Consider the following 12892-nt stretch of genomic DNA (forward strand, 5'->3'; position numbering starts at 1 on the left):
CAAGCCGCCGCGGCCGGTCGCCAGCCGCCCGCTTTCGTCGCGCCATCGGGTTAGGTATTCGTATGCAGCCTTGTCGGCGCGCGCCCTTGCCGGCAGGCTGCTTTGCTCAGATCGTCGCGTCGCAAGCGGCGACGGTGACGGAGAGCCGATTGTTGACCGAGAAACCAGTCCAGGGCTTTGCCGGCCTGTGGAACATCAGCTTCGGCTTCCTCGGTATCCAGATCGGCTTTGCGCTGCAGAATGCCAACATGAGCCGGATCTTCCAGACGCTCGGCGGCTCGCTCGACGACCTGTCCTACCTCTGGGTCGCGGCACCGCTCACCGGCCTGCTCGTCCAGCCGATCATCGGTCATTACAGCGATCGCACCTGGAACCGCTTCGGCCGCCGCCGGCCGTACTTCTTCGCCGGTGCCGTGCTGGCGGCGATTGCCCTGCTGGTGATGCCGGAGACTCCGGTGTTGTGGATGGCCGCGCTCACCTTGTGGGTGCTGGACGCCTCGATCAACGTTTCGATGGAGCCGTTCCGCGCCTTTGTCGGCGACATGCTGCCGCGCCGCCAGCACACCGCGGGCTATGCGCTGCAGACCGTCTTCATCGGCACCGGCGCCGTGGTCGGATCGATCTTTCCCTTCGTGCTCGCCCGTCTCGGTGTGTCGGAAAGCGCGCTCGCCGGCGTCCCGGATACAGTGCGCTACAGCTTCTGGTTTGGCGGCGCAGCGCTGCTGCTTGCGGTGCTGTGGACGATCGGCAACACCCGCGAATATAGCCCGGCCGAGATGGCGCGGTTCGGCGAAGGCGGCCCCGCCGCCGTCACCGCCCAGGCGGCCCCTGCCCTTGCGGCTCGAGGCTTTGGCCGGAGCATCGGCTGGATCATGGCGGGCATTGCCGTGATGGTCGCCGTGCCGGAGCTCGCGCTGCAGAAGGAGGTCTACCTGCTCGGCGCGTTGCTCGTCTTCTACGGCGGCGCCGGCATCGCCGCGATCGCGCTCGCGCGCGGCGGCAAGCCAGACATTGCGCTGAGCCTGATCGTGGCCGATTTTGTCGGCATGCCGCAGATCATGAAGCGGCTGGCGCTGGTCCAGTTCTTCAGCTGGTCGGCACTGTTCATCATGTGGATCTTCACCACTCCGGTGGTGGCGCAGTACATGTACGGGTCGAGCGATCCGCACAGCGCCGCCTATAATGCCGGCGGGGATTGGGTCGGCGTGCTGTTCGCGGTCTACAATGCGGTTGCCGCGGCCGCCGCGCTGCTGGTGCTGCCGCGGCTCGCCGCGCTGATCGGCAAGGTGAAGACCCACATCGCCTGCCTGCTGTGCGGGTCCGCCGGCTTCGCGAGCTTCCTGGTGGTGCGCGATCCGCATTGGCTGATCGTCAGCGAACTCGGCATCGGCATCGCCTGGGCCTCCATCCTCGCCCTCCCCTATGCGATTCTCGCCTCCAGCCTGCCCCAGGCCAAGCTTGGTATCTACATGGGCCTGTTCAACATCTTCATCGTGCTGCCGCAGTTGCTGGTCGCAACGGTCATGGGATCGGTGCTCAAGGCCTTTTTCCCGACCGAGCCGATCTGGACGATGGGCTTCGCCGCGATCGTCATGGCGCTGGCGGCCGCGGCGGCGCTGCGGGTGCCGGAAACCCTGCCGCCCTCTCTTGCCGAGGATCTTTCCTGATGCTGCGTACCCTCGCGACAGCGCTTGCCCTGCTCGCCGCGGCGCCGGCGCTTGCCCAGCACCCGCCGATCGAGCAGCGGACGGAGGCCGATTACACGCCCCGCCCCTATGTCAGCCTGACCAACGCGCCGTGGACCAAGAAGGCGGTGATCTATCAGATCAACACGCGCCAGTTCACCAAGGAGGGCACCTTCCGCGCGGCGCAACAGCAGCTGCCGCGCCTGAGGAAACTCGGTGTCGATATCCTGTGGCTGATGCCGATCCACCCGATCGGCGCCAAGCACCGCAAGGGCTCGCTTGGCAGCCCCTATTCGGTACGCGACTATACCGCGGTCAATCCCGAGTTCGGCACCAAGGCCGATCTCAAGGCCTTTGTCGACGCTGCTCATGCACAGGGCTTCCACGTCATCCTCGATTGGGTCGCCAATCACACCGCCTGGGACAATGCCTGGGTCACCCAGCATCCCGACTGGTACAAGCGCGACTGGAAGGGCGATTTCCACCCGACACCGTGGTGGGACTGGGACGACATCATCGACCTCGATTATTCCAAGCCGGCGCTGCGCAAGGCGATGACCGAGGCGATGGCCTATTGGGTGCGCGACTTTGGCATCGACGGCTATCGCGCCGATGCCGCGGGTTATGTCCCGCTCGATTTCTGGGAAGGTGCCCGCGCCGACCTCGAGAAGATCCGCCCGGTGTTCATGCTTGCCGAATGGAAGACGCCGGACCTGCTCGCGCGCGCGTTCGACGCGACCTACAGCTGGCAATGGTATGAGACGATGGAGCGCATCGCCGCCGGCCCGACCGATGCCACCGGGCTCTACGAATATTATGCCGAGAATGAAAAAGCGTGGCCCAAGGCGGGCATGCGCATGTTGTGGATCGAGAACCACGACATCAATGCCTGGCACAAGACCCAGTTCGAAGCCTTTGGGCCGATGCTGAACGCCGCCATCACGCTCGAGATGGTCAGCGAGGGCATTCCGATGATCTATGACGGGCAGGAAGCCTGCAACCCGCGTCGGCTGAAGTTCTTCGAGCGCGATCCGATCGACTGGACGACGCCATGTCCGCTGAACGATCTCTACCATGACCTCATCGGCTTCCGCAAAGCGCATCCGGCGCTTGCCAACGGACGCTGGGGCGCGACCATGGTCAAGGTCGAGAATGACAAGCCCACGCAGGTGTTCAGCTTCGTTCGTGCCCAGGGCGCCGACAAGATTTTCGCCGCGTTCAACTTCTCCGCCAAGCCGGTGACCGTCACCTTCCCGACGGCGCTCCAGGCCGGGCGCTACCGGGCGTTTCGCACCGGCGAGACGGTGACGATCAAAGCGGGAGAGAGCCTGACGATGCCCGCCTGGGGCGCGACGTTGCTCGCCGCTACTCGATAGCAGCCGGTTGCATCAGGTCCTTGAGCGCGATCGCGCTATCGGCAAGCACGGCCGGTGGTAGCCTCACCGCTGCTTCGACAAGCTTGCGGCCCTGCACATAGTCCTTGATGGCATTGACGCAGTCCAGCGCCACGACCCTGCCCTGCTTGAGATAGATGACAGAGAAGGAGCGCGCGCTCGTGTCGCCGCGGACCACTGCGTCGTCATGGCCGAGGGAGAGACCCACGGTCTGCAGGCGGAGATCATATTGGTTGGACCAGAACCAGGGGATTGAACGATAGGGTTGTGCGTCGCCGATCACCGCGCGCGCCACGGTCGCTGCCATGTCGTTGGCATTCTGCACGGATTCGAGCCTGATCATCGCGCCGCCGGCGAAATCGCTGGCATGTGCTGCACAATCGCCGATCGCATAGACGTGGGGAAGGCTCGTGCGACACCAGGCGTCGACCTGCACGCCGTTGCCGGCCCGCGCGCCGGCGGCGATCAGCGCTTCCACCGCCGGAGTGATGCCGATCCCGACGATCACCATGTCGGCCGGGAGCACTTCGCCCGTGGCCAGCCGAACGCCGCATGCGGCGCCATCGGCTTCCTCGACAGAGTCGACGGTCGCACCGAGGCGCAAGTCGACGCCCCGGGCGCGGTGCTCTGCTTCGACGAAGCGCGCTAGCGGCTCGCTCGCCACCCGCGCGAGCACATGCTGCTGCGCCTCCACTATCGTCACCTGCTTGCCGGCTGCGACGAGCACGGCCGCCGCTTCCAACCCGATGTAGCCGCCACCGATCACCACCACGCGCGACACCGACGGTAGTTCGGCGGCCAGCAGGTCGACATCGGCGCGCGAGCGGACCGCGTGGACGTGGCCGAGATCATGTCCTTGGCACGAGAGACGCCGCGGCGTCCCGCCCGCCGCCCACACCAACGTGCCATAGCCGATGGTCTCGCCGCCCGCGCTGGTGATGCGGTGGGCGGCGGCGTCGACGGCAACGATCCGGCATCCGAGCTTCAACTCGATGGCCTTGTCGCCCCAGAAGGCGGCAGGGCGGATCAGCAGGCGTTCGAAGGGCTTGTCGCCGGCGAGATATTCCTTGGACAGCGGCGGCCGTTCGTAAGGCAGGCTGGTCTCGTCGCCGACAAGCGCAATGGTGCCGGCGAACTTGAGCTGCCGCAGCATGATCGCGGTTTGAGCGCCGGCATGGCTGGCGCCGACGATCACCACGTCAAAATGTTTCATCATCACATCCGACCAAGCCGCCTCACCCGCTTATGCGTCAGCCGCGATCGTTACGCGCAGACCATCCAGATCGTCATCGAACGGAATTTGGCACGACAGCCGCGATGTAGGCGCGCGGTGATCGAGGCCATCGAGCAGATCTTCCTCTTCGCTGCTCGCCGGCAACAATCGCGCAGCATCCGCCGGATCGACGATGACGTGGCAGGTGGCGCAGGACAGGCAGCCGCCGCACAGCGCCAGCAGCTCGTCGATCCCGCCGTCGCGGATCACTTCCATCACCGACAGGCCGGCGCCGGCGGTCAATTCGCGCGTGTCACCTTCGCGCGTTGTCACGATCAACTGGGTCATAAGGTCCTTGTACGTTGGGAACGGTGGCTACGAAGGAAAAGCGGGGGCGTCCACGCGTGGTGGCCCCCGCTTTCTTCATCAAGAGTCAAACGTCGGTCAGCGGCGGCAGCGGAGCCGCCCGGCCATGGCTCAATAGTGAATCCGGAACTCCACCCCTGCCCGCCGCGGGGTCAGCACACCGCGCGCATAGTAACGCTCGACCACGTCGGTGCGGACCTGATTGTAGGAGGAGATGTCGTTGCTGATCGCCGTCACCGCATATTTGTCGAAGATGTTGTCGGCAAACAGGCCGATCTCGAACTGCTTGGTGATGTAGTTGAGCGACGCGCTATGGGTGACATAGCTGGGAATGATCTCGCCATTGCCGCGCAAGCCGACGCGCGAATAGATGTCGCCACGATAGATGGTCGCCCAGCTGGCCTCGATCGACCGGTCGTCATCGAGCGGGTAGGTGTAGATCAGCTGCGCGCTACCCGAGTTCTTGGCCGAGCCTGGCAAGCGATCGCCGGCAAATGCGCCGTACCGCTCGCCCTGGCTCACCACCAGGCCGGCGACATCCTGCGTCAGATGCGCGTCGACATAGGAATAGGTGCCGATCAGCGTGAGGTTGCGAACGGGCTTCAAGGTCGCCTGGACGTCGAAGCCGCGCGACACCGCATCGGCGCCGTTGACGGTGATGCCGATCGCGCCGTTGAGGGTCTGGCTCGGCACCTGGACGCCGGTCCAGTTGATCTCGAAGCCGTCGACGGTGAACTGGAGCTTCTTGTCGAACAGGCTGCCGCGAACGCCGATCTCCTTGTTGCGGGTCTTGTCGGGTCCATAGAACCGCTCGTTCGGCAGCGCGCAGAGCACCTGGCCTCCAGCGGCGGCCCGCGCCAGATCCTCATCGGTGCACGCCACCACCTGATTGGCGCCGCCGATCCGGTAACCAGTCGAATAGGTGAAATAGGCGAGCAGATTGTCGCTGAACTTGTAGGAGGTGTTCGCCTTCCACACCACGCCATCCTTGCCCGTCGTCCCCGGCTGGAACCGGTTGGCATTAATGGTGGTGGACGGGTAATCGCCGATGCCCGCGCCGATCAGCGGCAAGGCCGATCCGCCCACCACGTCGGCGTCATATTTGAAGTAACGCAGGCCGCCCGTGATCTGCCATGCGTGGGTCGGGTGGAAGGTCAGCTCGCCATAAGCGGCCTTCTCCACCGTCTTGGTGTTGAGCTGCGAAATATACTCGAGATTGTCCGGCCGCGGGATGTCGAAATATTCGGCGAAGCCCGGTGTGTATTCGTGCCGATTGCTGTCAAACTTCAGGCGGTTGTAGAAGCCGCCGAGCACCCAGCTGAACGGCCCGCCATGGGTGGAGACCAGGCGAACCTCCTGGTTGAACTGCTTATAATGCTGCTCGTTGTTGGCGTAGGATGAGAAGGCGGGAAACGCCTCATAGCCATAGTCGAGATCGAGCAGCAGATCGGTATTGTCTTCGGTGCTGGTGACGTGCTGCTTGGTATAGGCGGTGGTGCTGACCAGCTGGGCGATGTTGCCGAGGTTGATGTTGAACTCGGCGGCGAACAGATCAGCCTTGCGGTTGACCGGCTCGAGGTACCGCCCCGGCGATTCGTAGTTGCCGGTGCCGAGCACGCCGGCGCCGTTGGACTGGCTGCCGCCGGTCTTGGTGCTCTGGTGCGCGTAGGTCAAATACGCTTTGATGTCGGGGTTGACCTCAAGCAGCAGCTGGTTGCGCGTGGTGAAGGTGTGCTCGTAGTTCACATCCTCCTTGCGCTTGAAATTGGCGAGGTAATCGGCGTTGGTGCCGAGCGACCCGGTCGAGGTCGCCGTGGCGCGGCCGGGCTGCGGGTCGGAGACGCCCGGCTGCTGCAGCAGATAGTTGTAATCGATGAAGCCGGCATTGTCGTAATAGCCGGTGGCTGTGCGGAACGCGATGTGATCCTTCACGATCGGCACGTTGATCGCGACATCGCCGACCCCGCCGAAATCGTCGGAATGCGACTCGGCATAGCCGCGGCCGTGAACGTCGACGGTGAACTTGTCCGTGTCGGGGCGGTTGGGGATATAGCGCACCGCGCCAGCGAGCGTGCCGAGCCCGTAAAGCGTGCCCTGCGGCCCCTGCAGCACCTCGACCCGGTTGACGTCGATCAGCTTGAAATCGAGGTAGAGCGGCACTTCGCCGAGGTACACGCCGACGGCATTGGCGCTGTTGGCACCCCCGGTGTTGGTGTCGCTGGAGGAAATGCCGCGCAGGATGATCCGCCCGGTGCTCGCCGGCCCCGTGTCCGCCACGGTAACGCCCGGGGTGAAGTTGGCGAGCGAGCGGATATCGTCCAGCCGCTGCGACTTGATGGTGTCGGCGGACACCGCGCTGATGTTGATCGGCGCATCCTGGAGCGTCGTCCGGCGCCGGCTGCCGGTGACCACGATGTCATTCGCATCGGCGGTGATGGCTGTCGTCGTGGTGGTGGTAGCGGGGTCGGTGGGGGCTTCTTGTGCCAGCGCCGGTGTGCCGGCAACGCCCATCAACGCGGTCGCGCACAATAAGCCTGCGCGAGAGAAACCTACTGCCATCAATGCCCCCTTGAAACCGAAAACTCGTCGCCCCTCCGCGAAGCGCTGGTCGGCGTCGGCGCCTCGGACGGGGCCATTCGCTCGAGCGACAGACTGTGGACATTGGCGGCGAAGCCATATGGGGCGTTTGACGTAAGCGGCCGATGTGGACGCGACCTACGTCAAACGGCGAATGCCGGTCTCAGTGCAGGCGGGCTACGCAGCGACCATGGCAGCCCGCGCTCTTCTTCTCGCCTCGATGATGGTGGTGACGGCAGCACCGGCGATGGCAGAGCGTTCGCCCCGGGCGACGCTGGTCCATTGCGGCGCCGACACCTGCCTGCGTCTCTCGGGGCATCGCGAGCGCGTCGCCACCGCGGTCCGCGTCGACGGGCGCGACCTTGCCGTCGAAGGCGGCCGTGCCTGGCGGATGACCGTACCGCTGTCAGTCGCGCGGACCTGGCCCATCGCGCGTGGCGATAGGCTGGACGTCACGCTGGCGGACGCGGGCAAGGAGCAACGTATGACGGTGCTGCTGCCCCCTGGCGCGCTCGGCGCCCGGATGGAACTCGCCTCGCTGGTGATCAGCGCCCACTGAGCCGCCGACCGCCATCGTCTGCCTGCGCTTGTGATCGCATCGTGCAGACCCTACATGGCTGCCACCTCATCGCCGCAAGAGCGAGGGGCCAGCGAATGCAGGAGATGATGATGAAGATCGGTCTGGCGGCTTGCGCCGCAATCCTGGCGGCAGCCCCCGCCGTCGCCGCGCCCGGCGCCAACCCCTTCTCGGCCGATAGCGCCGTGCTCAACCTTCGCGGCATCGACCTTGCCAGCGTCGAGGGTCAGCAGCGCCTGGCGATCCGCATGGATCAGGTTGCCAGCAAGGTGTGTGGCGAGGGCATGAGCAGCATTCATCTCGCGCTCGGCGAGCAGGCCCGTGGCTGCCGCGCCGACGTCATTGCCAATATCCGCAGCCAAATCGCGACAGCCACCGCGACCCGCGACACCGGCCGCGGGACGCAGCTGGCGATGCGCTGACGATCTGATCGGAGCCGCTGCCTCGGGTAACGGCTCCGTCAAACGCCTCATGGTCGGGCGGCCCGCCGTATCTAGGCTGGCGGGATGAAACGACAGATCACGAACGCCGGCCGTCATGGTGCCACCCTGTGTCGGGCGAGCACGCTGGCGGCCGCCGCGCTGATCCTGATCGGCGCGGCGCCGGGTGGTATCGGGCCCCGCTTTGCCCCCTGGATCAACGGCACCACGCCGCATGAACCCGAGACCCAGGTTCAGCGTATCGACGCCGATACGTTCGTCATCCGCCAGTCGGTGGAGACCAATTTCGAGGCACCGTTCCTTTATCTACTGTTTGGCCACGACCGTGCCCTGCTGATCGACAGCGGCGCAGGCGGGCTCCTCGTCCGGCCGACGGTGGACCGGCTGATCGTCGCGTGGCAGGCACGGCACGGCGGGCGCCCGATCCGCCTGATCGTCGCCCATTCGCATGGCCACGGCGATCATCACGCCGGCGACGACGAGTTCCGCGATCGTCCCGATACCGAGGTGGTCGGCCTCAAGCCCGAGCAGGTCGCCGCCTTCTTCGCCATCCGTGAATGCCCACAGGCGATCGGCGGCTATGATCTCGGCGGCCGCCGACTCACCATCGTGCCGACGCCCGGTCATGAGCCTGCGCACATCATGATCTACGATGCCCGCACCCGCCTGCTGTTCTCGGGCGACATGCTCTATCCTGGGCGGCTCTACGTGCCGCGCGACCGCTTCGACGTCTTCCGCGCGAGCGCCGACCGGCTTGCCTCCTTTGCCAAGACCCACCCGATCCGCGCACTGCTCGGCGCTCATATTGAGATGACGACGACGCCGGGGCAGGATTATCCGATGCAGGCCTCGGCGCACCCGTCCGAGCATGGCCTGGCGCTACCGCCGACCGCGATCGAGGAACTGGACAAAGCCGTGACGGCGGCCCCCTCCCCGCCGGCGATCGATCGCCATGCCGACTTCATCGTCTACCCGGTCGCGCCGAAACCTGCCTGACCGCCGCCGACGGGCAGCGGTCAGGTACCGATCGAGGCTAGCCGCCGATCTTGCCCGGCTTGGCCCACCATGACAGCGTGTGTGCGTCATGGGCGGTCGTCCACACGCCGCCGCGGGTGTAGCGCAACGCGCCGCTGCCCGCTGCCGCGCCGACACGCGCCTTGATCGCGAGCGTCACCGGATCAATCACGACGAAAGTCTGGCCCGCGGTGGTGCGCAGCCACACCTTGCCGCCACCGGCATCGATGTCGCCATATTTGAGCGTCTCGTCCACCTTGACCCGCCCCGATACCGCACCGCTCGCAGGATCGATCCGCGCCAAGGTGCCGTCGCCCTGCTCCTGGACCCACACCGCGCCCTCGCCCGCGACCAGGAAGCCAGGCTCGCGCCCGAGCGCCGTGGTCGCCACCACGCTGTTGGTGGCGGGATCGATCTTCTGCAGGCTCTGCTGGGTGCCGCTGACCGCCCAGAGCGCGCCAAGGCCGAACGCGAGATAATAGCTGCCGGGATTGGCGTGGATCGAGGCGATCACGCCATTGCTCGCGGGATCGACACGGGCGATCGCGCCGCCCTCCTCGCTAGCCACCCAGATCGATCCGGCGCCGGCGACGACGTTGAGTTCGCCCTTGGGGTTGGCGATCCCCGTCGCGATGGTCGCTGTTATCTTGGCCGTCTTGAGATCGATGCGGTTGAGGGTGCGCTGCTTGCAGTCCGCGACCCAGAGCGACTTGAAGGCGATCGCCATCGCGCCGCAGGGATGCGCCAGGGCGACCTCTGCGCGCTTGCCGTGGCGCGACCAGCGTTCGACGCGGCCGACATTGGTCGCCCACACCGTCTTGCCATCGACCGCCAGGAAATCGGCAAAGCCCGGCACCGTCTGCACCTGCTCGCGCGGCGCTTCCGCCCGCGCCGGCGTTATCGCTACGCAGCAACTCGCGATCGCGGTGGTAGCCCAGGTCGTCGTCAGCAATTTCATGCTCAATCCATGCCTTCCCTGCCAGACAGTCCCGATGGTCCGCCCGCGTGTCGTTGATCGTCTCTGCTTCGATTAGGCCGCGACTTCGGTGCCTTCCGCGTCGCGATCGCCGCGGCGCGCCTTGACCCGGTCGATCAGGGGCTGCGCCGGGAACAGGAACTGTTCGCGGATCGACAGCCGCCGGCGCTCGTCCTGGCCGACGAGTTCGGCCTCGCCGTCGCTGTAGGTGCCGAACAGGCGATCGAGCAGGATCAGCGAATTGCCGTAGTTGCAGCGCGTGTCCTCATAGCTCACCGAATGATGGAGGCTGTGGTGCTGGATGGTGGTGAAGAAGAAAGCGTACCAGCGGGGCGGATCGAAGCGCGTGTTGGCGTGGGCGAAGGTGGAGATCACCGCGAGGATGTTGAGCGCGCAGAATTCGGCCGGCAACGACAGATCGAACAGTGCGAGCACGCTGAGGCTGATCAGGAATAGTTCGATCGGGTTGCCGACCGCGCCCTTCATCGCGTTGAGCTGGGTAATGTGATGGTGCGGAGCGTGCGTCGACCAGAAGAACGACTGATTGTGCATCAACCGGTGCATCCAATATTGGCCGAATTCGATCAGCACGATCACCATCGCGACCTGCACCACGAACGGCAGGTGCATCGCCCAGGGGGTGGCGATACCGAGCGATTGCTTGGCCGCGGTCAGCGGATCATCGGCCAGCGTGCGCGACAGCCAGGAGATCACCGTATAGTTCAGCGTCACGTAGAAGACGTCGGTGGCAAACTCGCGCTTGGTGAGGCGCCAGCTCGAATGGCGCTCGTTGACCCGTTCGAGCCCCTGGATCAGCGACGTTGTCAGCAAGGTCGCCACCACGATCGACCAGGGATTGCTGGTCCAGGCGGCGGGGGCGAACGCCCAGGCCAGCAGGATGGCCGCGACCATCACCGGCTGCACATAGCTCAACATGGTCTTCTTCATCACACCTGCCCCGAGCGCCGGCGAGCACCCTGGCCCGGCATCAGCGCCCGACGATAAGGCGAGGGGTAATCGGCACAGGTGGGCAAATGACGTAGCCCGCGCCCGCCGGCCGTTAGTCGACGACGATGCCATGATCCGCGAGCAAGGCGCGCGCGGGCGCCAGCGCGTCGGCGTGACGCCGCCAGCGATCCACCGCATCCTTGTACAGCGGGCGGCGGACCTGTGCGGCGCTGGGCGTCGACACCGGCGCCGCATTAGTCTGGAAGTTAAGGCAGGCATCCGACCAGCTCAGCCCGCAATGGTCGAGCAGGCGCCGGGTTTCGGGCTCCTGGTGGGCGACAAGCGATTCATAGTGAAGTTCGAGAACACGCCCCGGCAGCGCCTCGTGCCACATTGCCATCAGCCGGTCGAAACGATGATAATAAGCCGCGATGTCGAGCAGGTCGTAGCTGTAATCATAATAACGCGAGCCGATCGCGAACAGGTTGCGGAAATTGGCGAGGATCGTGTCCATCGGGTTGCGGCGCAGGCACACGATCGTCGCCTCGGGGAGCGCGCGCGCGATCAGGCCGACGTAGAGGAAGTTGCCGGGAAATTTGTCGATGAAGCGGGGCTTGCCGCCCGCGACATGCGCGGCGGCGCGGGCGAGGTAATCGCGGCCGATCGCGCCAAACTCGGCGTTGGCCGCTGCGGCAATTGTCTCGGGATCGAGCACCGTGCGACTGCGCGTGCCCGCGGCGGCCTTGACCGCCAGCGGCATCGCCTGGAGCTCGCCCGCGCTTTCCACATCGGGATGGGACGAGAGGATACGGTCAACGAGGGTGGTGCCGGTCCGCGGCATGCCGACCACGAAGATCGGCGCGGCCTGCGGCGCGCTCACCACCACCGCGGCGGCGACCTGCGGCCAGCAGGATTCGACTGCGTCGAACGTCGTCGCGTCATCGCCGAAGCGGTAGGGCAAGGTAGCGCGATGCTCGGCGTTGGTTTCTGCCAAGATCGCAAAGGCGCCGGTTGGATCGCCAAGATCGTCGAGTTCCTTGGCGAGCGCATAGCCGAGCAGCAGCCGGTCGCGCGGCGCACGTGCCGCCCTGCGCGCGGCGACGAGCCGGTCGACATGGTTGCGGTCCGGGGTCTGCTTGCGCAGCCCGGCGAGCAGATGATGCGCGCGCGCATCGGCCGGCGCCAGCGCGATCAGCGCCTCCAGCGCCGCCTCCGCCGCTTGCGGCCGCCCAACAAAGCTCAAGGCCGCCGCCTCGTTGTAGCGGAAGGCGGTATTGGCCGGCTGGAGCCGGACCGCTTCGGTGAAATGCGGCAGCGAGGCGGCATGATCGCCGAGCCGCGCATAGACGCAGCCCATCGTGTCCCGCCCGAGCGCATCCGCCGGGGGCGACGCCTCGGCGGCCTGGAGCATGCGGGCTGCGTCCTCGTCGCGGCGCACCAAGGTATAGAGGCGGGCGAGCTGGGCGTGATATTCGCCCTGCCCGTCACGCGCGATCGCCGCCTCGATCAATGCGATGCCGGTGGTTACCTTGCCGAGCATCGCGGCGCTGATGCCGGCGAGGAAATGAGCTTCGGCGGCATGCGGCGCCTCGATGCGCCAGCGGGTGGCGGCCGCGAACGCCTCATCGATGCCGCCGCGGGCGAGCGAGGCGCGGATGGCCGCGGCGCGCGCGGTGGTGGGCCGGGATTGATCCATGGGCTG

At 66.1% G+C, this 12892-nt stretch carries 11 protein-coding genes; 5 read left to right on the forward strand and 6 right to left on the reverse strand.

Annotated elements, in window-relative coordinates; translation table 11 throughout:
• Window positions 1-62 precede the first annotated feature (62 nt).
• Window positions 63-1667 carry an MFS transporter gene (locus tag AC07M8_RS09540; RefSeq protein WP_495174103.1) on the forward strand — a complete coding sequence of 535 codons (1605 nt, stop codon included), beginning with the start codon at window positions 63-65 and terminating at the stop codon, window positions 1665-1667.
• Window positions 1667-3061, forward strand: a complete 1395-nt coding sequence (locus AC07M8_RS09545) for an alpha-amylase family glycosyl hydrolase (protein ID WP_495174104.1) — start codon at window positions 1667-1669, stop codon at window positions 3059-3061. Before AC07M8_RS09540 ends, AC07M8_RS09545 begins: the two co-directional genes overlap by 1 nt.
• Here the strand turns inward: AC07M8_RS09545 and AC07M8_RS09550 are convergent.
• The 3 genes from AC07M8_RS09550 to AC07M8_RS09560 form a co-directional block, all read right to left on the reverse strand.
• Complete coding sequence (locus tag AC07M8_RS09550) at window positions 3051-4295, reverse strand: NAD(P)/FAD-dependent oxidoreductase (protein WP_495174105.1); 1245 nt, start codon at window positions 4293-4295, stop codon at window positions 3051-3053. The genes AC07M8_RS09545 and AC07M8_RS09550 overlap by 11 nt on opposite strands.
• Before the next feature lie 27 nt (window positions 4296-4322).
• A complete protein-coding gene (locus tag AC07M8_RS09555; protein ID WP_495174106.1) occupies window positions 4323-4640 on the reverse strand; it encodes a 2Fe-2S iron-sulfur cluster-binding protein in 318 nt (105 codons plus the stop codon).
• Window positions 4641-4769: 129 nt separating this feature from the next.
• Window positions 4770-7169 (reverse strand): TonB-dependent receptor, encoded by a 2400-nt coding sequence (locus AC07M8_RS09560; protein WP_495174107.1) that lies wholly within the window; start codon window positions 7167-7169, stop codon window positions 4770-4772.
• A gap of 256 nt (window positions 7170-7425) precedes the next feature.
• Here AC07M8_RS09560 and AC07M8_RS09565 point away from each other — a divergent pair, with 256 nt between their 5' ends.
• The 3 genes from AC07M8_RS09565 (at window position 7426) to AC07M8_RS09575 (ending at window position 9248) form a co-directional block, all read left to right on the forward strand.
• Window positions 7426-7794 carry a hypothetical protein gene (locus AC07M8_RS09565; RefSeq protein ID WP_495174108.1) on the forward strand — a complete coding sequence of 123 codons (369 nt, stop codon included), beginning with the start codon at window positions 7426-7428 and terminating at the stop codon, window positions 7792-7794.
• 110 nt (window positions 7795-7904) lie between these two features.
• The gene (locus AC07M8_RS09570; protein ID WP_495174109.1) at window positions 7905-8234 is read left to right on the forward strand and encodes a UrcA family protein; all 330 of its coding nucleotides are present in this window, start codon (window positions 7905-7907) and stop codon (window positions 8232-8234) included.
• Window positions 8235-8318: 84 nt separating this feature from the next.
• Window positions 8319-9248: an MBL fold metallo-hydrolase gene (locus AC07M8_RS09575; RefSeq protein ID WP_495174110.1), complete on the forward strand. Its 930-nt coding sequence runs from the start codon at window positions 8319-8321 to the stop codon at window positions 9246-9248.
• A gap of 37 nt (window positions 9249-9285) precedes the next feature.
• On the opposite strand, the gene AC07M8_RS09580 is transcribed toward AC07M8_RS09575, so the two are convergent.
• From AC07M8_RS09580 to AC07M8_RS09590, 3 genes are all read right to left on the reverse strand, one after another.
• On the reverse strand, window positions 9286-10224 hold the full coding sequence (locus tag AC07M8_RS09580) for a Vgb family protein (protein WP_495174111.1): 939 nt from the start codon (window positions 10222-10224) through the stop codon (window positions 9286-9288).
• A 72-nt stretch (window positions 10225-10296) separates the two neighbouring features.
• Complete coding sequence (locus tag AC07M8_RS09585; protein ID WP_495174112.1) at window positions 10297-11190, reverse strand: sterol desaturase family protein; 894 nt, start codon at window positions 11188-11190, stop codon at window positions 10297-10299.
• Between the two features lie 112 nt (window positions 11191-11302).
• The gene (locus AC07M8_RS09590) at window positions 11303-12886 is read right to left on the reverse strand and encodes a tetratricopeptide repeat-containing sulfotransferase family protein (protein WP_495174113.1); all 1584 of its coding nucleotides are present in this window, start codon (window positions 12884-12886) and stop codon (window positions 11303-11305) included.
• Window positions 12887-12892: the final 6 nt, after the last annotated feature.

The organism is Sphingomonas sp. GW821-FHT09E03 (assembly GCF_059416225.1).

Excerpts from the sequence above, each read along its gene's own strand:
- AC07M8_RS09540 (WP_495174103.1), top strand. The coding sequence starts at position 63 with ATGCAGCCTTGTCGGCGCGCGCCCTTGCCGGCAGGCTGCTTTGCTCAG.
- AC07M8_RS09545 (WP_495174104.1), top strand. The coding sequence starts at position 1,667 with ATGCTGCGTACCCTCGCGACAGCGCTTGCCCTGCTCGCCGCGGCGCCG.
- AC07M8_RS09550 (WP_495174105.1), bottom strand. The coding sequence starts at position 4,295 with ATGATGAAACATTTTGACGTGGTGATCGTCGGCGCCAGCCATGCCGGC.
- AC07M8_RS09555 (WP_495174106.1), bottom strand. The coding sequence starts at position 4,640 with ATGACCCAGTTGATCGTGACAACGCGCGAAGGTGACACGCGCGAATTG.
- AC07M8_RS09560 (WP_495174107.1), bottom strand. The coding sequence starts at position 7,169 with ATGGGCGTTGCCGGCACACCGGCGCTGGCACAAGAAGCCCCCACCGAC.
- AC07M8_RS09565 (WP_495174108.1), top strand. The coding sequence starts at position 7,426 with ATGGCAGCCCGCGCTCTTCTTCTCGCCTCGATGATGGTGGTGACGGCA.
- AC07M8_RS09570 (WP_495174109.1), top strand. The coding sequence starts at position 7,905 with ATGAAGATCGGTCTGGCGGCTTGCGCCGCAATCCTGGCGGCAGCCCCC.
- AC07M8_RS09575 (WP_495174110.1), top strand. The coding sequence starts at position 8,319 with ATGAAACGACAGATCACGAACGCCGGCCGTCATGGTGCCACCCTGTGT.
- AC07M8_RS09580 (WP_495174111.1), bottom strand. The coding sequence starts at position 10,224 with ATGAAATTGCTGACGACGACCTGGGCTACCACCGCGATCGCGAGTTGC.
- AC07M8_RS09585 (WP_495174112.1), bottom strand. The coding sequence starts at position 11,190 with ATGAAGAAGACCATGTTGAGCTATGTGCAGCCGGTGATGGTCGCGGCC.
- AC07M8_RS09590 (WP_495174113.1), bottom strand. The coding sequence starts at position 12,886 with ATGGATCAATCCCGGCCCACCACCGCGCGCGCCGCGGCCATCCGCGCC.